We start from the raw sequence: 24121 nt of genomic DNA on the forward strand, positions 1-24121 counted from the left end.
CGCACCGCCTGCTGGCCGACCGCCCCGGCTCAACCCCCGCGACGACCGACGCGGCCCGCTCCCCTTCCGAGACGGGGGAGCGGGCCGCGTCGGTCGTCGCGGTGAGGCCGTCTCACCGCTGAGGGATCACTTCACCGGGGTGAAGTCCCGGGCGCCGATGAACTCCGGCCGCCGTATCGGAGCCGCGAACGGCTCGACGGCCGTGTTCTCCACGCTGTTGAACACGATGAACACGTTGCTGCGCGGGAACGGCGTGATGTTGTCGCCGGAGCCGTGCATGCAGTTGCAGTCGAACCAGGTCGCCGAACCGGCCCTGCCCGTGAAGAGCTTGATGCCGTACTCGGAGGCCATCTTGGTGAGCGCCTCGTCGGACGGGGTGCCCGCGTCCTGCATCTGCAGGGACTTCTTGTAGTTGTCCTTCGGCGTGGCCCCCGCACACCCGAGGAAGGTCTTGTGCGAGCCGGGCATGATCATGAGCCCGCCGTTGGTGTCGTAGTTCTCGGTCAGCGCGATCGAGACGGACACCGTCCGCATGTTCGGCAGCCCGTCCTCGGCGTGCCAGGTCTCGAAGTCGGAGTGCCAGTAGAAGCCACTGGCCCCGAAGCCCGGCTTGACGTTGATCCGCGACTGGTGGACGTACACGTCCGAGCCGAGGATCTGCCGCGCCCGGCCGACGACCCGCTCGTCGCGCACGAGGTTCGCGAACACCTCGCTGATCCGGTGCACTTCGAAGACCGACCGGATCTCCTTGGACTTCGGCTCGATGATCGACCGCTCGTCCATGCGGATCGCCGGGTCGGTGACCAGCCGCTCCAGCTCCTGCCGGTAGACGGCGACCTCGTCGTCGGTGATGAGCTGGTCGATGGCGAGGAAGCCGTCGCGCTCGTACGACTGGAGGTCGGTGGTCGTGATCGGGCCCGGGGTGTCGGGGGCGCCCCACACGACGGGGTCCTGGCGCGGGACCGACACCTCGGTGGCGCCGCGGCTGGGGTAGAGATCGGTGACGTTTGCGCTCATGGCGGTGGTCATGGGTTTCTCACACCTCCTCGGGCTCGGTGAGCAGCGGGTACACGCCGTTCTCGTCGTGGTCCTCCCGGCCGGTCACGGGCGGGTTGAACACGCAGATGCAGCGGAAGTCCTCCTTGATCCGCATCGTGTGCCGCTCGTGACCGTCGAGCAGGTACATGGTTCCGGGCGTGATCGTGTACTTCTTCCCGGTCTCCTCGTCGGTGAGCTCGGCCTCGCCCTCGACGCACACGACGGCCTCGATGTGGTTCGCGTACCACATCGACGTCTCCGTACCCGCGTACAGGATCGTCTCGTGGAGCGAGAAACCGACCCGCTCCTTGGCGAGGACGATGCGTTTGCTCTCCCAGGTGCCCGACGCGGCCTTCACATGCCGGTCGGTGCCTTCGATGTCCTTGAACGAACGGACGATCACGGTGCTGCGATGCCTCCTAGGTGGTGTTTCAGATGGTTTCCCGCACGGAGCGGGCGAGGATGCTGAGCCCCTCGTCCAGCTCCTCCGGGGTGATCGTGAGTGCCGGGAGCAGCTTCACGACCTCGCTCTCGGGGCCCGACGTCTCGATGAGCAGGCCCAGTTCGAAGGCGCGGTGCGCCACCCGTCCGGCGCGCTCCTTGTCGTGGAACTCCATGCCCCACACGAGCCCGCGCCCGCGGTACTCCTTCACGTCGGCGAGGTTCTCCTCGGTGATGGAGATGAGCGCCTGCTCGACCTGCTCGCCGCGTCCCCGCGTCTGCTTCTCCATCGCGGACCCGTCCGTCCAGTACGCCTCCAGGGCGGCGGTGGCCGTGACGAAGGCGGGGTTGTTGCCGCGGAAGGTGCCGTTGTGCTCGCCCGGCTCCCAGATGTCCAGCTCCGGCTTGAACAGGCAGAGGGACATGGGCAGTCCGTAGCCGCTGATCGACTTCGAGACGGTGACGATGTCGGGCGTGATGCCCGCCTCCTCGAAGGAGAAGAACGCCCCGGTACGGCCGCACCCCATCTGGATGTCGTCGACGATGAGCAGCATGTCCTGCCGCTCGCACAGGCCGGCGAGCGCCCGCAGCCACTCGGGGCGGGCGACGTTGATGCCGCCCTCGCCCTGCACGGTCTCCACGATCACGGCGGCCGGCTTGTTGAGGCCGGAGCCCTGGTCCTCCAGGAGCCGCTCGAACCACAGGAAGTCCGGGACCTGGCCGTCGAAGTAGTTGTCGAACGGCATGGGGGTGCCGTGCACCAGCGGGATGCCGGCGCCGGCCCGCTTGAAGGCGTTGCCGGTGACGGCGAGGGAGCCGAGGGACATCCCGTGGAAGGCGTTGGTGAACGACACGATGGCCTCGCGCCCCTTCACCTTCCGGGCCAGCTTCAGCGCCGACTCGACGGCGTTGGTGCCGGTCGGCCCGGGGAACATGACCTTGTACGGCAGGTCCCGCGGTCGCAGCACGATGTTCTGGAAGGACTCCAGGAAGGCACGCTTGGCGCTGGTGGACATGTCCAGCCCGTGCGTGACGCCGTCCCGCTCCAGGTAGTCGATCAGCGCGCGTTTCAGGACCGGGTTGTTGTGCCCGTAGTTCAGTGAGCCGGCCCCGGCGAAGAAGTCCAGGTACTCGTGGCCGTCCTCGTCGTACATGCGGCTGCCTCGCGCACGGTCGAAGACGGTGGGCCAGCCGCGGCAGTAGCTGCGTACCTCGGACTCCAGGGTCTCGAAGACGCTGAGGTCGGGCTGGGTGATGGTCACGACGAATCGCTCCTCGATGCGTGGGGGGAGGTCTGGGGAGGTCGGGGGAGGTCAGAGGGTGAGGGGACCGATGCGGTACAGCACCTCTGGGTCGTGCGGCCCGTCCGGGAACAGGCCGGCCGGGAACAGCACCTCGCGTTCCAGGGCGGCACCGTGGCGCTCGGCGAAGGAGCCGAAAAGGCGCTCCGAGGCGGTGTTGCCCGGTGTGATGGTGGTCTCGATGCCGGTGACGCCGTACTCGCCGGCGACGCGCGCGACGAGCCCGTCGAGCAGCTTCGCGGCGATGCCGCGGCCGCGATGGGCGTCGTCCACGGCCACCTGCCACACGAGCAGGGTGTGCGGACGCTCCGGCCGTACGTACCCGGTGACGAAGCCGACCGGCTCCCCGCGCTCGTCGCGGGCGACGGCCGACGTGCCGGCGAAGTCCCGGCACCACAGCAGATAGCTGTACGACGAGTTGAGGTCCAGGGCCTTCGAGTCTCGGGCAATACGCCACAGCGCGGCCCCGTCGGCCACCGCCGGACGGTCGATTTGCAGGTCTGCTTGAGCGGCAGTCATGCGAATTGAATTTACCGAGGGAAATTGAAAAATGCATGGCCGTGAGGGGTTACGGATGGCGGCGGGATGTGTTATCACGCGGGCGTGCGCGTTAGGGCGAAACCGCTGGTATTTGCCGGGGTCTGTCCGGTTAATACCGCACAAAAGGGACGTCATGTGGAACGCGTCACAGCCGTGTAACCCTTGCGGAACTCTCCCGAATTACTCCCGTTCGCGTTCGCGGAATCTTTGCGTTTAGGGTCGCCGAAAGCGGGCAGAAGAGAATGGGAAGCTACCCTGGAAAGGAATTCCAGAATTACGCCGAATTCAGGCTCCGGTAACTCCGTCGATACGTTCGCGCAGAATGTCGGCGTGTCCGTTGTGTCGGGCGTACTCCTCGATCATGTGGAGGAACACCCAGCGAAGACTGACCTCGGCCCCGGCCATCGCCCCGTCCGCGATGCGCCCCACGCTCTCCAGCGATCGCTCGGCGCAGACCTCCTGCCCCCGGGCGATCTCCCGCCGCCACACGGCGAGCGCCTCGTCCATGCCGAGCGCCGGATCGAGGACGTACCCGCTCGCGTTGGCGTCCCCGTACACGGGCGGCACGTCGAGTCCGCCCGCCGCCCGCTGGAACCAGTTCCGCTCGCACTCGGCGAGGTGCTGCACCAGCCCGAGCAGGGTCAGCTCCGACGGCTCCGCCGAACGCAGCCGTGACTGTGTGTCGGTCAGCCCCGCGCACCTGAGCTCCAGGGTGGCCCGGTGGAAGTCGAGCCAGCTTTCGAGCATGGGGCGCTCGTCGCCGGTCATAAGAGGGACGGGACGGCCGTCAGGGAGGCGGGTCGGTGTGTTCGTGGTCATGGGGGCAGCATGACGGACCCTCGGCCTGTGCGGAGCGGTTCGGGCGAGGACCCGTCAGCGCCACCCGGCGTCGACCGCCCGCACCGCCGCCTCGACGTCCACGACCAGCCCCGCCTGCCCCAGCGCGGTCCCCACCGCGGCCACGCACCCGCGCACCGCGGCCACCGTCGCGTCCACCCCGTAGTGGTTGACCCGGATCATCTCCCCGGCCAGTGCCCCGCCGCCCGCGGAGAGCGGCAGCCCGGGCTCGCGGACCAGTGCCCGGCTCACCACCTCCGCAGCCACCACCTGCGGCGGCACGCGCAGCGTCGTGGCGACCGGAGCGGCATCCGCCGCGTCGTGGACGTACGGCTCCAGCCCCCCGCCCAGTGCCACCGCACCGGCCCGGGTCGCCCGCGCCGCGGACCGGTGCCGTGCCGTCACCGCGTCCAGCCCGTCCGCCTCGATCCGCTCCATGCACGCCTCCAGCGCCAGCATCTCCAGCTGCGCGGGCGCGTGCGGCAGCGTCCGGCGCCCGCCGTCGACCCAGCGCTCCTTCCAGTCCAGCAGCGACAGATACGACCGTCGCGGCGCCGATGGATTCGCCGCCATCCGGGCCCACGCCCGCTCGCTCACCGACACCGCCGACACCCCGGCCGGCCCGCCCATCGCCTTCTGCGCCCCGATCACGCACAGGTCCACGCCCCACGCGTCCGGCAGCACCGGCTCGGCTCCGATCGACGCCACCGCGTCCAGGTGGAACAGCGCCCCGTGCGCCCGCACCACCTCACCGATCTCCGCCACGGGGTTGGTGTTGCCGGTCGCCGCCTCCGCGTGCACCAGCGACACGAAGTCGATCTCCGGATGCTCGGCGAACGCCTCCCGTATCTGCCGCGCCGTCACCGCCGTGTGGAAGGGGACCGCCAGGTCGATCACGGTCGCGCCGCAGTCCCGCAGCCAGTCCCCGAAGGTCTGCCCGTACGGACCGGTGATCACGTTCAGCGCGGTCGTACCCGGCCCGGCCGTCCCCCGGATCGCCCCTTCCAGGGGCAACAGCGCCTCACCCTGCATGATCACGACGTCCTGCCGGGTGCCGAGCAGCCGCGCCACCCGGTCCTCGATCTCGGCGAAACGGGCGGCGGTCAGCGGGGCCAGGTCCAGGAGGGGGTGGGTCACGACGGGACTCTCTTCGTTCTCTGCGCTCCGGTCGCTCCGGGGCCGACGATCACGAGCGTAACCGGGCGTATCCGCGCCCCTGCCCCTCCCGACTTCTTAGGTCGAACGCCTCACAAACCATCGGTTTGGTTTGAGCATCCCAAACTTCTCCTTATAATCGGAACCCACAGTTCCCCCACAGGAGGCTTCCCGTGAAGACGACCCTCGGGCGCCGGACGCGCGTCCTGGCCGCCACCACCGCGACGGCCGGGCTGGTGCTCGTGGCCGGCTGCTCCTCCGACGACAACGGCGGCGGTGGTACGAAGACCGCGGCCGGCGGCGTCGAAGTCGTCAAGGCGGGCCAGCTCACCACATGCACCCACCTGCCGTACCCGCCCTTCCAGTCGGAGATCGACGGCAAGGTGCAGGGCTTCGACGTCTCGCTCATCGACCTGGTCGCCGAGGACCTGGGCGTGAAGCAGGCCATCGTCGACCAGCCCTTCGAGAACTTCAAGACCGGTGGCTCCCTCAACGCCGGCCAGTGCGACCTCGCCGCGGCCGGCATGACCATCACCGAGGAGCGCAAGAAGAACGTCGACTTCTCGGACCCGTACTTCGAGGCCACCCAGGCGGTCCTCGTCGACAAGAAGAGCGGCATCTCCTCCTTCGCCGGCCTCAAGGGCAAGAAGGTCGGCGCCCAGGCGCAGACCACCGGTGAGGACTACGCCAAGAGCAAGGGCCTGGACCCGGTCTCCTTCGAGTCCTCCGACGCCGTCCTCAACGGCCTGCGCACCGGCCAGGTCCAGGCGGTCGTCATCGACTACCCGGTCGTCCAGGGCTGGCTGAAGGACAAGGCCAACGCCGACGCCTTCCAGGTCGCCGAGCAGATCAACACCGGCGAGCAGTACGGCTTCACCGTGAAGAAGGGCAACACCGAGCTCCGCGAGGCCATCAACAAGGCCATCAAGGAGGCCAAGGCCGACGGCACCTACAAGAAGCTGTACGAGCAGTGGATCGGCCCGTACGACGAGTCCGCCGCCTCGCCCTCGCCCGCCGCCTGACCCCATGAGTGACACGACCGGCAAGGACGTAGCACTCCAGCCCAGGAAGAAGGGCCTCACCCGGCGCCAGAAGCGCAGCCTGTCGCGCGGCGTCCAGTACGTCGTCTTCGTCGCGGCCGTGATCGCCTTCGCGGTCGCGGCCGACTGGGACCGGCTGGCGAACCAGTTCGCGCAGGGCGACATCGCCCGGCAGATGTTCCCGGAGGTCATCACCCTCGCGCTGAAGAACACCGTGCTGTACACCCTGTCCGGCTTCGCCGTCGGACTGGTCCTCGGCATGGTGATCGCGCTGATGCGGCTGTCGTCCGTGGGGCCGTACCGCTGGCTGGCCGGCGTCTACATCGAGATCTTCCGCGGTCTGCCCGCCCTGCTGATCTTCATCTTCATCGGCGTCGCCGTACCACTGGCCTTCCCGGGCACGGAGATCCCGGGCGGGACCTACGGCAAGGTCGCCCTCGCCCTCGGCCTCGTCGCCGCCGCGTACATGGCGGAGACGATCCGCGCCGGCATCCAGGCGGTGCCCAAGGGCCAGATGGAGGCGGCGCGCTCGCTCGGCTTCTCACCGGCCCGCGCCATGATCTCGATCATCATCCCGCAGGCGTTCCGGATCATCCTGCCGCCGCTGACCAACGAACTCGTCCTGCTCTTCAAGGACTCCTCGCTCGTGCTGTTCCTCGGTGTGACGCTGGAGGAGCGGGAGCTGTCCAAGTTCGGCCGGGACCTGGCCAGCCAGACCGCCAACTCCACGCCGATCCTGGTCGCCGGCCTGTGCTACCTCCTGGTGACCATCCCGCTCGGCTTCGTCGTACGCCGTATGGAGGCGAAGGCCCAGGAGGCCGTGAAATGACCCGACCGGAGATCGAAGTCCGCGGCCTGCACAAGTCCTTCGGCGACAACGAGGTGCTGCGCGGCATCGACCTGGAGATCGGCCAGGGCGAGGTCGTGTGCGTCATCGGACCGTCCGGCTCGGGCAAGTCGACCCTGCTGCGCTGCGTGAACCTGCTGGAGGAGCCCACCAAGGGCCAGGTCCTCGTCGGCGGCACCGAGCTCACCGACCCGGACGTCGACATCGACGCCGTACGCCGCCGGATCGGCATGGTCTTCCAGCAGTTCAACCTGTTCCCGCACCTCACGGTGACCGAGAACCTCACCCTGCCGCAGCGGCGGGTCCTCGGGCGGGACAAGGCGACGGCCGCCGCGGTCGCCGCCGAGAACCTGGAGCGGGTCGGCCTCGCGGAGAAGGCGTCGGCGTACCCGGCCTCCCTCTCCGGCGGCCAGCAGCAGCGCGTGGCCATCGCCCGCGCGCTCGCCATGGGCCCCGAGGTGATGCTGTTCGACGAGCCGACCTCGGCGCTGGACCCCGAACTGGTGGGGGACGTCCTGGCCGTCATGCGCATGCTGGCCCAGGAGGGCATGACGATGATGGTCGTCACCCACGAGATGACCTTCGCCCGTGAGGTCGCCGACCGGGTCGTCTTCATGGACGGCGGGGTGATCGTCGAGGACGGCACCCCCGACCAGGTCATCGCGCACCCGCGGCACGAGCGCACCCGCCACTTCCTCTCCCGCCTCCTCGACCCCGCGATGGCCGAGGTGGAGGAGGAGACCTCCGAACAGGTCGGCAAGGGCGACTAGCACGGTCGCGGCGGACGATTGCGTACGCCGGTGACCTGTTGCACGCCGGGCACCGGCCGGTCATTAGGGTGCAAGGCATGAGCGAACGCGCGGTGCTGCACGTGAAGGGCCGGATCCTCGTCGGGCCGGACGACGTCCGGGACGAGCTGTGGGTCGTCGACGGCCGGGTGGCGTACACACGCCCGGCCGGCGCCCGCGACATCCGCACCGTCCAGGGCTGGGCCCTGCCCGGCCTCGTCGACGCGCACTGCCATGTGGGGCTCGGCGCCCACGGCCCGGTCGACAAGGACGTCGCCGAGCAGCAGGCCCTGACCGACCGGGAGGCGGGCACCCTGCTGATCCGTGACGCCGGCTCGCCCTCCGACACCCGCTGGGTCGACGAGCGCGAGGACCTGCCGAAGATCATCAGGGCCGGCCGGCACATCGCCCGCACCCGCCGCTACATCCGCGGCTACGCGCACGAGATCGAACCGGAGGACCTGGTCGCCTACGTCGCCCAGGAGGCCCGGCGCGGCGACGGCTGGGTCAAGCTGGTCGGCGACTGGATCGACCGCGACCTCGGGGACCTGGCGCCCACCTGGCCGCGTGAGGCGGTCGAGGCGGGCATCGCGCAAGCGCACCGCCTGGGAGCCCGGGTGACCGCGCACTGCTTCTCGGAGGACTCTCTCCAGGACCTGGTCGAGGCGGGCATCGACTGCATCGAGCACGCCACGGGCCTGACCGAGGAACTGATCCCGCTGTTCGCCGAGCGCGGGGTGGCGATCGTCCCCACCCTCGTGAACATCGCGACCTTCCCGAAGCTGGCCGACAGCGGCGAGTCCAGGTTCCCCCGCTGGTCGGCCCATATGCGCCGGCTCCACGAGCGCCGCTACGACACGGTCCGCTCCGCCTACGACGCCGGCATCCCCGTCTTCGTGGGCACCGACGCGGGCGGCACCCTGCCGCACGGCCTGGTGGCCGCCGAGGTGGCGGAACTGGTCACCGCGGGCATCCCCCCGGTCGAGGCCCTCGCGGCGAGCACCTGGGCGGCCCGCGAGTGGCTCGGCCGCCCCGGCCTGGAGGAGGGGGCGGCCGCGGACCTCGTCGTGTACGAGGCCGACCCGCGTGCCGACGTACGCGTGCTGGCGGCGCCTCGACGGGTGGTGCTGAACGGGCGCGTCGTCGGCTGACGCCGACGGAGCGTGACGTGGTGCCGCCCCGCCGCCCCGGACCGGTGCGCACCCCCGTCGCGCGCTCCGGGCCGTAACGCGCGTTTCGCGGGCCGAAGCTGAACGTCGCCGACGTCGAGGGCACCCTCACGCCGGCGAAGGCGCGCTGCGCGACCCCGGCCGGGCCCGAGCAGGAGGCGGCCCCGGGCATCGAACCGGCCGGCGAGGGGAAGCCCCGGGGCGACGTGGCCCACGAAGATCACGCCGAGACCGGCGGCAACTCCATGACGCCGTACACCGCGCGTTGCGCGCTCGCGCTGCACCTCGCGGGCGGCGCAGCGGTGGCGCCGGTGCGGGGGCCGGCGGATCCTCAGGCGCCCTTGCGCCGTGCCCGCCCGGTGCGCGAGCCAGGGCCCCCGGTCCGGGCCGGCCGCGGCAGCCGGCCCGGTCGTGCGGGCGCCCGGCGGCTCAACGTGCCGTGCGCCGGACCGGTGTCAGTGCCTCCTCCAGCGCCCGCAGGAACGAGCTCATCGTCGCCCGGTCCCGCACCGCCAGCCGCAGCCACTCCTCGCCCAGCCCGGGAAAGGTGTCCCCCCGCCGGACCGCGAAACCGAGAGCGCGCAGCCGCCGTCGTACGGCCACCGCGCCGGGCAGCCGTACGAGGACGAAGGGGCCCTCGGCGGGTTCGACGACCCGGACCCCGGCCGAGGCGAACGCGCCCAGTCCGGCGACGAGATGCGCCCGGTCGGAGGCGACACGGTGGGCCGCGTGGGCCGCCTCCGCCAGGGCACGCGGGGACACACAGGCCTCCGCCGCGGCGAGCGCGGGCGTGGAGACCGGCCACAGCGGCTGGGCGCGCTCCAGGTCCGCGATGGTCTCCGGTGCGGCCAGGACGTAGCCGATGCGCAGCCCGGCCAGCCCCCATGTCTTCGTCAGGCTGCGCAGCACGACCAGGCCGGGTACGTCCGTCCGGCCCGCCAGCGCCTCCCGCTCGCCCGGCACCGCGTCCATGAACGCCTCGTCCACGACCAACGTCCGCCCGGGGCGGGCGAGTTCGGCGAGGCAGGCGGCCGGATGCAGGACCGACGTCGGATTGGTGGGGTTGCCGACCACCACCAGGTCGGCGTCCTCGGGAACGGCCGCCGGGTCGAGCCGGAAGCCGTCCTCCTCCCGCAGCAGCACCCGGTCCACCGTGTGCCCGGCGTCGCGCAGCGCCGCCTCCGGCTCGGTGAACTGCGGGTGCACCACGACCGGCCGGTGCACCTTCAGCGCGCGGGCCAGCAGCACGAACGCCTCCGCCGCGCCCGCCGTCAGCAGCACCCGCTCCGCCGGCAGCCCGTGCCGTGCCGCCACCGCCGCCCGCGCCGCCCGCCCGTCCGGGTAGGCCGCGAGCCCGCCGAGCGACGCCGTGATGTGCTCCCGCAGCCACACCGGCGGGGTGTCCGCGCGGACGTTCACCGCGAGGTCGACGAGGGCCGCGCCGTCGTCGCGGACCTCGGCGTCACCGTGGTGCCTCAGGTCGTGCGGCTCAGTGGACATGGGAGTGGGCGCCATGGGTGTGCGGGGCGTGCTGGCCGTGGCCGTGCGGGCCGGGCCCGTGGTGATGGCCGTCGTCGTCCGGGTGGAAGTGCGGCTGCTGCGGCATGCCGACCTTGTCCTCGAAGCCGGGGAGCGCGACGCGGTACACGCACGAGTCGCAGTTCATCCGCAGGTCGCCCCCGACGGCCTCCCGGTACCGCTCCATCACCAGGTCCAGCAGCTCCGGCTCCGGGCCGATGACGTCCGCCGAGCGCACGTCGATCTCCGGGTGCGCGTCGGCCCACCCCTCGGTCTGCTGCCGGACGCGGTCCGGGAGGATGCCGGTGAACAGGAAGTACGGCAGGACGACGATCCGTCGTGCCCCCAGCCTCGCGCACCGGTCCAGGCCGCTCGGCACGTCCGGCGCGGCCAGTGACACGAACGCCGTCTCCACGCCCGCGTACCCGCGGCCCTCCCACAGCAGCCGCGCCGCCTTGTGCACCTCGGAGTTGGCGTCCGGGTCGGTCGAGCCGCGCCCGACCAGCAGCACGGTCACATCGGCCCGGTCCCCGGGCGTGCGCCCCTCGGTGCCGAGCGCCTCGTCGAGCCGCCGCTCCAGCACGGACAGCAGCGCGGGGTGCGGGCCCAGCGGGCGGCCGTAGGTGTACGAGACACCGGGGTGCCGCTCCTTCTCGCGGGCCAGCGCCGCCGGGATGTCGCCCTTGGCGTGCCCGGCGGACACCAGCATCAGCGGTACCGCGGCGAACCGCCGTACGCCTCGCTCGACCAGCTCGGTGACGGCCTCGCCGAGCGGCGGCGGGGAGAGCTCGATGAAGCCGCCCGCGACGGGCAGCTCGGGATGGCGGCGGCCCAGCTCCCGGACGAAGGCACGGAACGCCTCGGCCCCGGCGTCGTCCCGGGTGCCGTGTCCGGCGAGGAGCAGGGCGGGCGGCGGGCTGGTCACGATGTCTCCTCGGAGTGGGGAACGGGGTGGCTCGGCAGGGGACCGGGTACGGGCAGCACACGGTTCACTCGGTGCCCTCCCGCTTCCCCGGCCGCTCCTGCCAGCGGTAGCCGCGCGGCGTGACCATCCGGCCCGCCACCGCGCGGGTCGCCGTGTTGCCCACGGTCACGACCGTCATCATGTCGACCGTCGCCGGGTCCAGGGCACCCAGGGTCGTGAGCCGAACGGACTCGTCCGGCCGTGACGCGTTGCGTACGACACCGACCGGCGTCGTCGGCCCGCGGTGCCCGGCGAGGATCGCGAGGGCCTTGGGCAGCTGCCAGTCCCGGCCGCGTGAACGCGGGTTGTAGAAAGTGACCACGAAGTCCGCCTCGGCCGCCGCCCGCACCCGCCGCTCGATGACCTCCCACGGGGTGTGCAGGTCGGAGAGGCTGACCGAGGCGTGGTCGTGGCCCAGGGGGGCACCGAGGACCGCGGCGGCGGCCAGCGCGGCCGTCACCCCCGGTACGCCGACCACGTCGATGTCGTCGCTGGCCTCCGCCAGCGCCGGCGAGGCCATGGCGTACACGCCCGCGTCCCCGCTGCCGATCAGCGCGACGGCCCGCCCCTTGCGGGCCTCCTCGACCGCCGTCCGCGCCCGCTCCTCCTCGGCCCCGAGCCCCGACTCCAGAACCCGCGTGCCGGGCCGCAGCAGATCGCGGATCTGGTCGACGTACTGGTCGAGGCCGACGAGCACGGAAGCCCGCTGCAGCTCGGCCCTGGCCCGCGGGGTGAGCAGATCCCGGGCGCCCGGCCCGAGCCCGACCACCGCGAGCCGCCCGCGGCCGGGACGCCGTACCACGGCGCAGGTCGCCATCGCCGGCTGTCCGTCGGAGCGCTCCGACTTCCGCTTCGCGACGAGGAGTTCACCGCCGCGCACCAAAGCGGCGGCCTCCGCGACGGAGGGGGTGCCCACGGCGGCCAGGGGCGCGTCGGAGGGGTTGGGGACCTCGACGGCCGCCAGCCGCTCGGCGCAGTGGGTGACGAGGGGAACCCCCAGGCGTGCGGCGGCCTCGACGATGCCGGGCTCGCCCGCCTTGGCGTCGACGGTGGCGAGTTCCGCGAGCGACGCGGGGGAGAGGCCGGCCTCGCCGAGCACCTGCTCCACCAGCCCGAGGACCTCCTCCACGGGGGCGCCCCTGGAGGCGCCGACACCGACGACGAGGGACGGCGGACGCAGGACGACCTCGCGCTCGGCGGGCTCGACGAGCCGGTCCGTCACCCGGATCGCGTACGCCCCCTCGGCGCCGGCCCGCAGCGGAGGCAGCGGCCAGGCCACCTCGGCCCGCAGCGCCACCGGTTCGCCGTCCAGCAGGGCCCGCGAGACCCCGGCGACATCGCCCTCCACCGGAAGGCCGAGCAGGTCCAGGCCGGGCAGGCCCACCGCGTCCGTCGCCGTGGTCACCACGGGCTCGGCGCCCAGCAACTCCCCGGTCTCGCGGGCGAGTTCATTGGCGCCGCCCCCGTGCCCGCCGACCAGCGCCACGGCGAACCGCCCGCCCTCGTCGACGCACACCACACCGGGGTCGTCCGCCTTGTCACCCAGCAGCGGGGCGATCAGCCGTACGACCGCCCCGGTCGCCAGGAAGCACACCAGCTGCTCGCACTCGGCGAACGCCCGCCGTACGGCGTCCCCGACGGGCCCGTCGTACACGCGCGTCCGGTCCGGCCACGCCGCGGCCAGCCGGTCCCGCGCCACCGCACCCGCCGCGGTGGCGGAAATGAGACCGATCACTGCGCAACTCCTTCGCAACAGGCGACTGCGGTCACGTGCTCGCCCCCCGCTCGCGCAGCGCCCGGCGGGCCTCCGGGTCCGCCTTGCGGTACCCGTGGAAGTGGCCGGGGTGGTACAGGTGCGAGCGGGTGCCGTGCGCGTCGAGGGCCGGACCGACGAGGAAGAGGGTGTGCTTCCACAGCTTGTGCTCCTTGACGGTCTCCTCCAGCGTCCCGACCGTGCACTTCACGACGAGTTCCTCCGGCCAGGTCGCCTGGTGGGCGACCACGACCGGGGTGGACGTCGGATAACCGCCCTCCAGCAGCTCCCGTACGAGCTGCCCGCTGCGCGCGGCGGACAGGAAGATCGCCATCGTGGTGCCGTGCCTGGCGAACTCCCGCACCTCCTCGCCGGGCGGCATCGGTGTCTTGCCGCCGCCGAGCCTGGTGAGGACCACCGACTGGGCGACCTCGGGGATCGTCAACTCGCGCCGGGCGAGCGCGGCGACCGCGGAGAACGCGGAGACCCCGGGCACGACCTCGGTCTCGATGCCGATCGCCGCACACCGGTCGAGCTGCTCCTGCGTACCGCCCCACAGGGCGGGGTCACCGGAGTGGATCCGCGCGACCTTCAGGCCCTCGGCCCTCGCCCGCTCGTAGACGGCGACGACGTCCTCCAGGGGCAGGGCCGCCGAGTCGAGGATCTCGGCGTCCTCGCGCGCGTGCCGCAGGACCTCCTCCTGGACCAGGCTGGCCGCCCAGATCACGACGTCCGCCTCGGCGATGGCACGCGCGGCCCGGAACGTCAGCAGATCGGCGGCGCCGGGGCCGGCACCGACGAAGGTCACCTTGCCGGTGGGGGCGTCGGCCATGGGAATCGGTCCTCTCGTACAGGGGTCGGCGGGGGAGCGGTGGGGGCGCGCGTCAGAGCTTTCCGCCCCGGCCGCCGTCGCGCCGGGCGGGGACGATGAGCGTGGACAGGTAGGGCAGGGGAGCGTCGTCGAGCTCGGCGGCCGGGCGGATCGACTCCTCCGTCAGGCCCAGCGCCGACCCCCACACCGCGTCCCCGATCCGCCCGGCCTGCCGCAGTGCCTCGGCGACCTCGCCCGCCTGCCGGCCGAACTTGTAGGCGACGACCGTGCCGGGCCCGGCGAGCGCCTCCTTGAGCACGGCCGCCCCCGCGGTGACGGGCACCAGCGTGAGCGGCTCGGTTCCCTCGGTCAGCACGGCACCCGAGCGCGCGGCGAGGTCCTGCATGGCGGTGATGCCGGGCACGGTCTCGACGACGGTCCCCGGCACCAGCTCGGCGACGGTCTGCGCGAGATAGGTGAAGGTGGAGTACACGTTGGGGTCGCCGATGGTCGCGAAGGCGACGTGGGCGCGCTCGCGCAACAGCTCGGCCACCCGCTCACCGGCCGCGTCCCAGGCGGCCTCGCGCCGCGCCCGGTCGCTCCGCTCGTTCAGGGCGAACACCACCCGGACGACCTTCTCCTGCGGCACGTAGTGCAGCACCGTCGCCTCGGCCCGGCCCCGCTCCCCGCTGTCCATCACCGGTACGACGACGACCTCGGCGGCCCGCAGCGCGTTGACGCCCTTGACGGTCACCAGTTCCGGATCGCCGGGACCGACCCCGACTCCGATCAGCCTGCTGCTCATGACGTCCGGCACCTCTCCACGAACCGACGGGCGACCGCGGGCTGCGCGGCCCAGTGCGTGTGCAGATAGCTCGCGTGCACGCCCTGCTGCACGAAGCCCTCGACCCGTCGCACGGGGCTGCGCACTCCCCAGGCGGGCGCCGCTCCCGCGCCGGGCTCGACGACCGTCCGGTGGAACTCGTGCGCCCGCATCCGGGTGCCCGCGCCGGCCAGCACACTGTCGCTCACGGCGACGGCGTCCCGGTAGCCGAGCGTCAGCCGCCCGCTCATCCGGGCGGTCGCGTCCAGCACCCCGCACATCGGCTGCCCGTCGAGCTCCCGGCACAGGTAGAGCAGCCCGGCGCACTCGGCGGCGACGGGAGCGCCGCTCAGCGCGAACGCACCGATGGCCTTGCGCAGCGGCTCGTTGGCGGACAGCTCGGCGGCGTACACCTCGGGGAACCCGCCGCCGACGACCAACCCGCCGGTACCGTCGGGGAGTTGCTCGTCCCGCAGCGGATCGAAGGGGACGACCTCGGCGCCGGCGGCGGTGAGCAGCTCGGTGTGCTCGGCGTAGGAGAAGGTGAAGGCCGGCCCCCCGGCGACCGCGACCACCGCACCCGCACTCGGGGCGGTCACGGGAGGCCGCCACGGCTCACCGCTCAAGGCGCCCGCGGTGCGCGCCAGCCCCAGCAGCCCTTCCAGGTCGCACCCTTGGGACACCTGCGCGGCCATCGCCGCGACCGCCTCCACGGCCTGCGCCCGCCGCTCGGCGACCGGCACCAGCCCCAGATGCCGTGACGGCGTGTCCACCTGCGGCGCCCGCCGCAGCACACCCAGCACGGGCACCCCGGTCGAGTCCAGCGCGTCCCGCAGCAGTTCCTCGTGCCGGTCGGAGGCGACCTTGTTGAGGATCACGCCCCCGAGGCGCACCTCCGGGTCCCAGGACGCGAACCCGTGCACCAGCGCCGCCACCGACCGCGACTGCGAGGAGGCGTCCACGACCAGCACGACCGGCGCCCGCAGCAGCTTCGCGACATGCGCGGTGGACGCCAGCTCGCCCTCCTTCGCGGCACCGTCGTACAGCCCCATCACACCCTCGACGACCGCGACGTCGCAGCCGCGCGCCCCGTGCAGGAACAACGGCCCGATCAGCTCGGCTCCGCACATGTACGCGTCGAGGTTGCGCCCGACCCGCCCGGTCGCGAGCGCGTGGTACCCGGGGTCGATGTAGTCCGGACCGACCTTGTGCGGGGACACGGCGAGCCCCCGCGCGGTCAGCGCGGCCATCAGTCCCGTGGCGACGGTGGTCTTGCCGCTGCCCGAGGAGGGCGCGGCGATGACCAGCCGGGGCACAGCTGTCACCACTCGATGCCTCTCTGGCCCTTCTGACCCGCGTCCATCGGGTGCTTGACCTTGGACATGTCGGTCACGAGGTCGGCGAAGTCGACCAGCTTCTCCGGGGCGTTCCGCCCGGTGATCACGACATGCTGGGTGCCGGGACGGTGGCGGAGCACGTCGACGACCTCATCGGTGTCGACCCACCCCCAGTGCAACGGGTACGCGAACTCGTCGAGCACGTACAGCTTGTACCGCTCGGCGGCGATGTCCCGCTTGACCTGCTCCCAGCCCTCCCGGGCCTTCTCCTCGTTGTCCATCTGATCGTCGCGCTGCACCCACGACCAGCCCTCGCCCATCTTGTGCCAGTCGACGGACCCGCCCTCGCCGGACGCCCCCAGCACGCGCAGCGCGTTCTCCTCGCCGACCTTCCACTTGGCGGACTTGACGAACTGGAACACCCCGATGGGCCACCCCTGGTTCCAGGCCCGCAGCGCCAGCCCGAAGGCGGCGGTCGACTTGCCCTTGCCCACCCCGGTGTGCACGACGACCAGCGGCCGGTTACGGCGCTGTCGCGTCGTCAGCCCGTCCTGCGGCACGACACTCGGCTGTCCCTTCGGCATCACGCCACCTTCCTCGAAGTCCCCTGAACATCCCTGACCAGCCCGGCGATCGAGTCCGCCCGCAACTCGTCGAGCGTCACCGCCGTGCCTCCCAGCTCACCCGCGAGCTGCCCCGCGAGCCCCAGCCGCACGGGCCCCGACTCGCAGTCGACCACCACGGACGCGACGCTCTCGGCCGCGAACAACCGGGCGGCCCGCCCGGCCAGCGCGACCGGCTCCGGGCCACCCGTGGCCCGCCCGTCCGTCACCACCACGACGAGCGCGCGCCGGGCCGGATCCCTCAGCCGCTCCACCCGCAGCACCTCGTGCGCCTTGAGCAGCCCGGCCGCGAGCGGCGTACGACCACCCGTGGGCAGCGACTCCAGCCGGGCGGCGGCGGCGTCCACGGACGACGTCGGCGGCAGCGCCACCTCGGCGGCAGACCCCCGGAACGTCACCAGCCCCACCTTGTCCCGCCGCTGGTAGGCGTCCAGCAGCAACGACAGCACGGCCCCCTTCACCGCACCCATCCGCTGCCGGGCCGCCATCGACCCGGAGGCGTCCACGACGAACAGCACGAGATTGCCCTCGCGCCCTTCCCGCACGGCCTGCCGCAGATCGTCCCGGCGCACCACCAGCCCCGCACCGGACCGCCCCCGGGCCCGCTGATGCGGCGCGGCCGCCTGCACGGTGGCCGCCAGGTGCAGCTTGCCCAGGGCCCCCCGGGGACGCCTGGCCCCGGTGGTGCGCCCCTGCTCCGTCCGCGCGCGTGAACGCCGCCCCGCGGCGCCCTGCCCGACGCCCGGCACGCTCAGCACCTTCGTGCGGAACGGCTCGAAGGCCCGTACGGGAGCCTGCTCCCCGGCGCCGGACGCCTGCGGCTGCCCGCCTTCGCCGGGCTCACCGGGCTCGGCGGACGCGGCCGGGTCGCCGCCGCCCTGCGGGCCGTCACCGGACCGCGGTGGCTGTCCGCCGCCCCCGCCGGGTCCGTCCGGTCCCGGGTCCGGATCAGGGTCGTCGTCCTCGGAGCCCGAGAACTCCTCCAGGGTCTCGTCGAGCTTGTCCTCGTCGAGCCCCGGCGCGTCGAAGGGGTTGCGCCGCCTGCGGTGCGGCAGCGCGAGCAGCGCCGCCTGCCGTACGTCCTCGGCGAGCACGTCCGTCCGCCCGGCCCACGCGGCCAGCGCGGTGGCCGTACGCGCCATCACGATGTCGGCCCGCATCCCGTCCACCTCGAACGCGGCACAGGTCGCCGCGATCTGCCGCAGCGCCCCGTCGCCGAGCCGCACCGACGGCAGCAACTCCCGTGCCGCGGCGATGCGTCGACGTACGGCTGCCTCCTCGTCCGCCCAGCGGGCTGCGAAGGCGACCGGATCGTCGTCGTACGCGAGCCGCCGCCGTACCACCTCCACCCGCTGCTCGGGCTCCCGTGAGGCCGCGACCTCGACGGTCAGCCCGAACCGGTCGAGCAGCTGCGGCCGCAGCTCACCCTCCTCGGGGTTCATGGTGCCCACCAGCAGGAACCGCGCCGCGTGCCGGACGGACACACCCTCGCGCTCCACGTACGACGCGCCCATCGCGGCCGCGTCGAGGAGCAGGTCGACCAGGTGGTCGTGCAGGAGGTTGACCTCGTCGACGTACAGGATGCCGCGGTGCGCGTCGGCGAGCAGGCCCGGCTCGAACGCCTTGACGCCCTCGGCGAGCGCCCGCTCGATGTCCAGCGCGCCCACCAGCCGGTCCTCGGAGGCGCCGACGGGGAGCTCGACCATGCGGGCGGCGCGGCGGGTGCCCGCGCCCGGCTCGTGCGGGCCGTCCGGGCACGCCGGGTCGGGGGAGTGCGGGTCGCACGAGAAACGGCACCCGGGGACGACCGGCACTTCGGGCATCAGCGCCGACAGCGCTCGTACGGCCGTCGACTTGGCCGTGCCCTTCTCGCCGCGCACCAGCACACCGCCGACCGCCGGTGACACGGCGTTCAGCAGCAGCGCCAGCCGCAGGTCGTCCTGGCCGACAACGGCCGTAAAGGGGAAGGGGGTGGTCACTGGTCGTCGCCCTCCAAGTTGCCTTCAAGCTCCAGGTACGTGGCGCGCAGCCGCTCCAGCGTGCCGGCGTCCGGCTCGGCCCACAGTCCACGGTCGGCGGCCTCCAGCAGGCGCTCGGTGATGCCCCGCAGCGCCCACGGGTTGGACTTCTTCATGAAGTCCCGGTTCTCGGCGTCGAAGACGTACTCGGCCGACAGCTTCTCGTACATCCAGTCGTCGACGACCCCGGCCGTGGCGTCGTACCCGAACAGGTAGTCCACGGTCGCCGCCATCTCGAACGCGCCCTTGTAGCCGTGCCGGCGCATGGCCGCCATCCAACGCGGGTTGACCACCCGGGCCCGGAAGACGCGGTGCGTCTCCTCACCGAGGGTCCGGGTCCTCACCTGGTCCGGTACGGCGCTGTCACCCACGTACGCCTCGGGGCTGGCGCCCGTCAGATGCCGCACCATGGCGACCATGCCGCCGTGGTACTGGAAGTAGTCGTCGGCGTCGACGAGGTCGTGCTCACGTGTGTCGACGTTCTTCGCGGCGACCGCGATCCGCCGGAACGCGGTCTCCATGTCCCCGCGCGCCGCCCGTCCGTCGAGCCCGCGTCCGTAGGCGTAACCGCCCCAGACCGCGTACACCTCGGCCAGGTCGGCGTCCGAACGCCAGTTGCGGGCGTCGATCAGCGGCAGCAGACCGGCGCCGTACGCACCCGGCTTGGAGCCGAAGACCCGGGCCGTGGCGCGCCGCCGGTCGCCGTGCCCGGCGGTGTCCTCGTCGGCGTGCGCCTTGACGAAGTTGCGCTCGGCGGGCTCGTCCAGCTCGGCCACCTCGCGGACGGCGTCGTCGATCAGCCCCACGACGTGCGGGAAGGCGTCCCGGAAGAACCCGGAGATCCGGACCGTGACGTCGATGCGGGGACGCCCGAGCTCCTCCAGGCCGATCACCTCGAAGCCCGTCACCCGCCGTGAGGCGTCGTCCCACACCGGACGGCAGCCCAGCAGCGCGAGGATCTCGGCGATGTCGTCGCCCTGGGTACGCATCGCGGACGTGCCCCACACCGTCAGGCCGACGGACCTCGGGTACTCGCCCGTGTCCCGCAGATACCGCTGCACCAGCGAGTCGGCCAGCGACTGCCCGACCTCCCAGCTCAGCCTGGACGGGATGGCCTTGGGGTCGACCGAGTAGAAGTTGCGGCCGGTCGGCAGGACGTTGACCAGGCCGCGCGTCGGGGATCCGGACGGGCCCGCAGGAACGTAACCGCCGTCGAGCGCCTTGAGGATGTGGCCGATCTCGTCGGTGGTGCGGGCGAGCCGGGGCACGACCTCGTCGCAGGCGAACTCCAACACGGCTTCGGCGTCGGGGAGTTGCCCGCCGAGTACGTCACGCAGGAGGGAACGGCTCTGCGTGACCGACCAGTCGCGCTCCTCCATGCCCTCGGCGATGCGCCGGCACAGCTGCTCCAGCAGGTCGACGGCGTCGGCGGCGGTCCGCGCCGGGCCGTCCACCAGGTCCGTCAGCTCCACCGGGACCTTGACCGGCGCCCCCGGCTCGGCGAGCAACTCCTTCTCGCTGAGACCGAAACGGGCCGCCAGCGCCGCCCGCAGCCCCGGCAGCGCGTTCGCCCGCCCGCCCCACACCTGCGCGGCGCGCAGCACGGCCAGCACGAGGTTCACGCGCGGCTCGCCGACCGGACCACCGCCCAGAACGTGCAGACCGTCGCGGATCTGCACGTCCTTGATCTCGCAGAGATAGCCGTCGATGTGCATGACGAACTCGTCGAACGCCTCGTCGTCCGGCTGCTCGTCGACATGCAGGTCGTGGTGGAGCTCGGCCGCCTTGACCAGCGTCCAGATCTGGGCGCGCACAGCCGGCGCCTTGGCCGGGTCCAGGTCGCTGACGAGCGCGTACTCGTCCAGCAGCTGCTCCAGCTTGGCCAGGTCGCCGTAGGTGTCGGCCCGCGCCATCGGCGGCACCAGATGGTCGACGACGGTCGCGTGCCCGCGCCGCTTGGCCTGGGTGCCCTCACCGGGATCGTTGACGATGAACGGGTAGACGAGGGGCAGATCGCCGAGCACGGCGTCGGGCGCGCAACCGCCGCTCAGCCCGAGCCCCTTGCCCGGCAGCCACTCCATCGTGCCGTGCTTGCCCATGTGCACGATCGCGTCGGCGCCGAAGCTGTTCTCCAGCCACCGGTACGCCGCCATGTAGTGGTGGGACGGCGGCATGTCCGGGTCGTGGTAGATCGCGATCGGGTTCTCGCCGAAGCCGCGCGGCGGCTGGATCATGACGACGACGTTCCCGAACCGCAGCGAGGCGAGGACGATGTCCTCCCCGTCGACGTACAGCGAACCCGGCGGCTCGCCCCACGCCTGGAGCATGGCGTCGCGCAGGTCCGGGTCGAGCTTGTCGAACCACGCCCGGTAGTCGGCGAGCGGCACGCGCGCGGGCGCGGCGGCCAGCTGCTCCTCGGTGAGCCACTCGACGTCGTGCCCGCCGGCCTCGATGAGCCGGTGGATCAACTCGTCGCCGTCGTCGGGGTACTCGGTGAGCCCGTACCCCGCCTGCTTCAGCGCGTCCAGCACCCGCACCGCCGACGCGGGCGTGTCCAGGCCGACCGCGTTGCCGACGCGCGAGTGCTTGGTCGGGTACGCGGTGAAGACCAGGGCGAGCTTCTTCTCGGCGTTCGGCTTGTGCCTCAGCCGTGCGTGCCGTACGGCGATCCCGGCGACCCGCGCGGCCCGCTCCGGGTCGGCGACGTACACCGGCACCTCGTCCGGGCCCTGCTCCTTGAAGGAGAACGGGACCGTGATCAGCCGCCCGTCGAACTCCGGGATCGCGACCTGCATCGCCGCGTCCATGGGCGACAGGGCGGCGTCCGAGGCGTCCCAGGCGACGCGCGAGGAGGTGAGGCACAGCCCCTGCAGCACGGGCACGTCCAGCTCGGCCAGCCGGCCGACGTCCCAGGCCTCCTCGTCGCCGCCCGCCGACGCCTGCGAGGCGTGCGTGCCGCCGGCCGCGAGGACGGTGGCGACCACGGCATCGGCCTTCCCGAGCAGCTCGTACAGCCCGGCGTCGGCGCCGCGCAGCGAACCGCAGTACACGGGCAGGGCGTTGGCGTCCCGCGCCTCGATCGCGTCGCACAGGGTGTCCACGAACGCGGTGTTGCCGCTCAGCTCGTGGGCCCGGTAGAAGAGCACGCCCACGGTGGGACGGCCCTCCTGGAACGTCCGGTCCCCGTGGACGCCGTACTCGGGCATCTTCCGCGGCTCGACGAACCCCTCGCCCGTCAGCAGCACGGTGTCGGAGAGGAACCGGGCGAGTTCGGCGAGGTTGGCGGGGCCGCCCTCGACGAGGTACTTCAGCGCCTCGGCCACGACCCCGGCCGGGACGGACGACTCGGCCATCAACTCCGCGTCGGGCACCGCCTCCCCGCCCAGCAGCACGGTCGGGACACCGGACGCCCGGAGCGCGGCCAGCCCGTCCTCCCAGGCCCGCTTGCCGCCCAGCAGACGCACGACCGCGATGTCCGCGCCCGCCACGAGCGAGGGGAGTTCGGACGCGACGTCGATACGGGTCGGGTTGCCGATCCGGTAGCCGGCACCGCAGGCACGGGCCGCGAGCAGGTCCGTGTCGGCGGTCGACAACAACAACACAGTGCTCATGCGGGCGCTCCCGGGGGGATGAAGGGCAGTCCTCGCGGCGCGCCCGACTCGATGAGCCGCCACAGCGCGTCCGTGTCCGCGTGCTGTTCGATCAGATCGCCGAGCCGGTCGAGCTGCTCCTCGCGCAGCGCGGCGAACGACGTGTCGGGGGCCGGCACGAAGCGGCGGCCCGCGGCGGACGCCACCGCGCGCAGGAACGCCCGCCGGAAGCCGTCCGACTCCAGTGAGCCGTGCCAGTGCGTGCCCCAGGTCTGACCGACCCGGCAGCCGTCCAAGAAGGCTTCCCCGCCGGTCACTTCGGCGACTCCGTGGTGGATCTCGTAGCCCGCGACCCGCTCCCCGAGGGCCTCGCCCTCCGGCCGGGTGAGGGTCTTCTCACGGGCGAACCGCACCCGCACGGGCAGGATCCCCAGCCCCTCGACATGCCCGCGCCGGCTCTCGACGTCGTCCTCGATGTGCTCGCCCAGGATCTGGAAGCCCCCGCAGATGCCGAGGACGGGCCGCTGCTCGGCGGCCCTGCGCACGAGGGCGTCGGCGAGCCCCCGCTCGCGCAGCCACTCCAGGGCCCGGACGGTTCCCCGGGTGCCGGGGATCACCACCAGGTCCGCGTCGGCAAGTTCCTCCGGACGGTCCACGAACCGCACCACGACACCCGGCTCGGCGGCCAGGGCGTCGACGTCGGTGAAGTTCGACATCAGCGGGACGGCGCAGACGGCGACCCGCAGCACGTCCTCGCCGAGGGGCGGCGCGACGACGGACTCCCGCACCGTTCCGCGCAGGGAGACCCGCAGCCCGTCCTCCTCGTCGATGCCGAGTCCGTGCCGGAAGGGCAGCACGCCGTACGTCCGGCGCCCCGTGAGGTCGTGGAGCATGTCCAGGCCGGGCTCCAGCAGGGAGACGTCCCCGCGGAACTTGTTGACGAGGAACCCGGCGACACATTCCTGGTCCTCGCGCGACAGCAGCGCGACCGTCCCGAAGAACGAGGCGAAGACACCACCCCGGTCGATGTCACCGACGACGAGCACGGGGAGCCCGGCGCCCCGGGCGATCCCCATGTTCACGATGTCGGTCCGCCGCAGATTGATCTCGGCGGGAGAACCGGCCCCCTCACAGATCACCGCGTCATACGTGCCCCGCAACTGCTCCAGACAGTCCAGCACCGTCCCGAGCAGCCGCTGCTGCCGTCCGCCGTGGTACCCGCGCGCGCTCAGCTCACCCACCGGCTTGCCCAGCAGCACGACCTGACTGCTCTGCTCGCCACCGGGCTTGAGCAGCACGGGGTTCATCAGCGCGGTGGGTTCGACCCGGCAGGCCTGCGCCTGCATGGCCTGCGCCCGCCCGATCTCCGCCCCCTCGCGCGTGACGAACGAGTTGAGGGACATGTTCTGCGCCTTGAAGGGCGCGACCTTGACGCCCTGCCGTACCAGCCACCGGCAGATCCCCGCCGTGACGACGCTCTTGCCCGCGTCGGACGTGGTACCGGCGACGAGAAGACCACCGCTCATGC

General features: G+C 72.5%; 20 protein-coding genes and 1 pseudogene. 5 read left to right on the forward strand and 16 right to left on the reverse strand.

Annotated elements, in window-relative coordinates:
- Positions 1-126: 126 nt before the first annotated feature.
- From thpD to ACWCPI_RS36200, 6 genes are all read right to left on the reverse strand, one after another.
- Positions 127-1029: an ectoine hydroxylase gene (gene thpD / locus ACWCPI_RS36175; protein ID WP_451042207.1), complete on the reverse strand. Its 903-nt coding sequence runs from the start codon at positions 1027-1029 to the stop codon at positions 127-129.
- Between the two features lie 7 nt (positions 1030-1036).
- Positions 1037-1441: an ectoine synthase gene (locus tag ACWCPI_RS36180; protein ID WP_451042208.1), complete on the reverse strand. Its 405-nt coding sequence runs from the start codon at positions 1439-1441 to the stop codon at positions 1037-1039.
- Positions 1442-1469: 28 nt separating this feature from the next.
- The gene (gene ectB / locus ACWCPI_RS36185) at positions 1470-2741 is read right to left on the reverse strand and encodes a diaminobutyrate--2-oxoglutarate transaminase (RefSeq protein ID WP_451042209.1); all 1272 of its coding nucleotides are present in this window, start codon (positions 2739-2741) and stop codon (positions 1470-1472) included.
- Between the two features lie 51 nt (positions 2742-2792).
- Complete coding sequence (gene ectA, locus ACWCPI_RS36190; RefSeq protein WP_451042210.1) at positions 2793-3299, reverse strand: diaminobutyrate acetyltransferase; 507 nt, start codon at positions 3297-3299, stop codon at positions 2793-2795.
- A 306-nt stretch (positions 3300-3605) separates the two neighbouring features.
- A complete protein-coding gene (locus ACWCPI_RS36195) occupies positions 3606-4139 on the reverse strand; it encodes a DinB family protein (RefSeq protein WP_451042211.1) in 534 nt (177 codons plus the stop codon).
- 54 nt (positions 4140-4193) lie between these two features.
- The gene (locus ACWCPI_RS36200; protein ID WP_451042212.1) at positions 4194-5294 is read right to left on the reverse strand and encodes a pyridoxal-phosphate-dependent aminotransferase family protein; all 1101 of its coding nucleotides are present in this window, start codon (positions 5292-5294) and stop codon (positions 4194-4196) included.
- A gap of 191 nt (positions 5295-5485) precedes the next feature.
- On the opposite strand from ACWCPI_RS36200, the gene ACWCPI_RS36205 reads away from it, so the two are divergent.
- The 5 genes and pseudogenes from ACWCPI_RS36205 to ACWCPI_RS36225 form a co-directional block, all read left to right on the forward strand.
- A complete protein-coding gene (locus tag ACWCPI_RS36205; protein ID WP_451042213.1) occupies positions 5486-6334 on the forward strand; it encodes a basic amino acid ABC transporter substrate-binding protein in 849 nt (282 codons plus the stop codon).
- Positions 6335-6338: 4 nt separating this feature from the next.
- Positions 6339-7181 carry an amino acid ABC transporter permease gene (locus tag ACWCPI_RS36210; RefSeq protein ID WP_388812146.1) on the forward strand — a complete coding sequence of 281 codons (843 nt, stop codon included), beginning with the start codon at positions 6339-6341 and terminating at the stop codon, positions 7179-7181.
- Positions 7178-7969: an amino acid ABC transporter ATP-binding protein gene (locus tag ACWCPI_RS36215; RefSeq protein ID WP_451042214.1), complete on the forward strand. Its 792-nt coding sequence runs from the start codon at positions 7178-7180 to the stop codon at positions 7967-7969. The genes ACWCPI_RS36210 and ACWCPI_RS36215 overlap by 4 nt, the downstream gene beginning before the upstream one ends.
- 77 nt (positions 7970-8046) lie before the next feature.
- Positions 8047-9138, forward strand: a complete 1092-nt coding sequence (locus ACWCPI_RS36220) for an amidohydrolase family protein (RefSeq protein ID WP_451042215.1) — start codon at positions 8047-8049, stop codon at positions 9136-9138.
- A 224-nt stretch (positions 9139-9362) separates the two neighbouring features.
- A pseudogene (locus tag ACWCPI_RS36225) lies at positions 9363-9461 on the forward strand (LAETG motif-containing sortase-dependent surface protein); the annotation flags it as partial.
- A 124-nt stretch (positions 9462-9585) separates the two neighbouring features.
- On the opposite strand, the gene cobC reads toward ACWCPI_RS36225, so the two are convergent.
- The 10 genes from cobC to ACWCPI_RS36275 all read right to left on the reverse strand — a co-directional run bounded on the left by cobC (position 9586) and on the right by ACWCPI_RS36275 (position 24119).
- Positions 9586-10656 carry an Rv2231c family pyridoxal phosphate-dependent protein CobC gene (gene cobC / locus ACWCPI_RS36230; protein ID WP_451042216.1) on the reverse strand — a complete coding sequence of 357 codons (1071 nt, stop codon included), beginning with the start codon at positions 10654-10656 and terminating at the stop codon, positions 9586-9588.
- Entirely contained in the window at positions 10646-11599 is a 954-nt protein-coding gene (locus ACWCPI_RS36235; protein ID WP_451042217.1) for a sirohydrochlorin chelatase, read from the reverse strand. The genes cobC and ACWCPI_RS36235 overlap by 11 nt, the downstream gene beginning before the upstream one ends.
- A gap of 64 nt (positions 11600-11663) precedes the next feature.
- Positions 11664-13373, reverse strand: a complete 1710-nt coding sequence (cobJ, locus tag ACWCPI_RS36240) for a precorrin-3B C(17)-methyltransferase (protein WP_451042218.1) — start codon at positions 13371-13373, stop codon at positions 11664-11666.
- 31 nt (positions 13374-13404) lie between these two features.
- On the reverse strand, positions 13405-14223 hold the full coding sequence (cobM, locus tag ACWCPI_RS36245; protein WP_451042219.1) for a precorrin-4 C(11)-methyltransferase: 819 nt from the start codon (positions 14221-14223) through the stop codon (positions 13405-13407).
- A gap of 52 nt (positions 14224-14275) precedes the next feature.
- Positions 14276-15007, reverse strand: coding sequence for a precorrin-2 C(20)-methyltransferase (cobI, locus tag ACWCPI_RS36250; protein WP_451042220.1), 732 nt, complete (start codon positions 15005-15007; stop codon positions 14276-14278).
- Positions 15004-16353 carry a cobyrinate a,c-diamide synthase gene (locus ACWCPI_RS36255; protein ID WP_451042221.1) on the reverse strand — a complete coding sequence of 450 codons (1350 nt, stop codon included), beginning with the start codon at positions 16351-16353 and terminating at the stop codon, positions 15004-15006. The genes cobI and ACWCPI_RS36255 overlap by 4 nt, the downstream gene beginning before the upstream one ends.
- A complete protein-coding gene (gene cobO, locus ACWCPI_RS36260; RefSeq protein ID WP_451042222.1) occupies positions 16347-16946 on the reverse strand; it encodes a cob(I)yrinic acid a,c-diamide adenosyltransferase in 600 nt (199 codons plus the stop codon). The genes ACWCPI_RS36255 and cobO overlap by 7 nt, the downstream gene beginning before the upstream one ends.
- Positions 16946-18964: a putative cobaltochelatase gene (locus ACWCPI_RS36265; protein WP_451042223.1), complete on the reverse strand. Its 2019-nt coding sequence runs from the start codon at positions 18962-18964 to the stop codon at positions 16946-16948. The genes cobO and ACWCPI_RS36265 overlap by 1 nt, the downstream gene beginning before the upstream one ends.
- The gene (gene cobN / locus ACWCPI_RS36270; RefSeq protein ID WP_451042224.1) at positions 18961-22614 is read right to left on the reverse strand and encodes a cobaltochelatase subunit CobN; all 3654 of its coding nucleotides are present in this window, start codon (positions 22612-22614) and stop codon (positions 18961-18963) included. Before cobN ends, ACWCPI_RS36265 begins: the two co-directional genes overlap by 4 nt.
- Positions 22611-24119, reverse strand: coding sequence for a cobyric acid synthase (locus tag ACWCPI_RS36275; RefSeq protein ID WP_451042225.1), 1509 nt, complete (start codon positions 24117-24119; stop codon positions 22611-22613). The genes cobN and ACWCPI_RS36275 overlap by 4 nt, the downstream gene beginning before the upstream one ends.
- Positions 24120-24121: the final 2 nt, after the last annotated feature.

The sequence above is a fragment of the Streptomyces sp. NPDC001920 genome (assembly GCF_053594495.1).

Coding starts and splice junctions, on each gene's coding strand:
- cobO (WP_451042222.1), bottom strand. CDS start 16,946: ATGCCGAAGGGACAGCCGAGTGTCGTGCCGCAGGACGGGCTGACGACG.
- cobC (WP_451042216.1), bottom strand. CDS start 10,656: ATGTCCACTGAGCCGCACGACCTGAGGCACCACGGTGACGCCGAGGTC.
- ACWCPI_RS36220 (WP_451042215.1), top strand. CDS start 8,047: ATGAGCGAACGCGCGGTGCTGCACGTGAAGGGCCGGATCCTCGTCGGG.
- ACWCPI_RS36195 (WP_451042211.1), bottom strand. CDS start 4,139: ATGACCACGAACACACCGACCCGCCTCCCTGACGGCCGTCCCGTCCCT.
- cobI (WP_451042220.1), bottom strand. CDS start 15,007: ATGAGCAGCAGGCTGATCGGAGTCGGGGTCGGTCCCGGCGATCCGGAA.
- ACWCPI_RS36275 (WP_451042225.1), bottom strand. CDS start 24,119: ATGAGCGGTGGTCTTCTCGTCGCCGGTACCACGTCCGACGCGGGCAAG.
- ACWCPI_RS36215 (WP_451042214.1), top strand. CDS start 7,178: ATGACCCGACCGGAGATCGAAGTCCGCGGCCTGCACAAGTCCTTCGGC.
- ACWCPI_RS36210 (WP_388812146.1), top strand. CDS start 6,339: ATGAGTGACACGACCGGCAAGGACGTAGCACTCCAGCCCAGGAAGAAG.
- cobM (WP_451042219.1), bottom strand. CDS start 14,223: ATGGCCGACGCCCCCACCGGCAAGGTGACCTTCGTCGGTGCCGGCCCC.
- cobN (WP_451042224.1), bottom strand. CDS start 22,614: ATGAGCACTGTGTTGTTGTTGTCGACCGCCGACACGGACCTGCTCGCG.
- ectA (WP_451042210.1), bottom strand. CDS start 3,299: ATGACTGCCGCTCAAGCAGACCTGCAAATCGACCGTCCGGCGGTGGCC.
- thpD (WP_451042207.1), bottom strand. CDS start 1,029: ATGACCACCGCCATGAGCGCAAACGTCACCGATCTCTACCCCAGCCGC.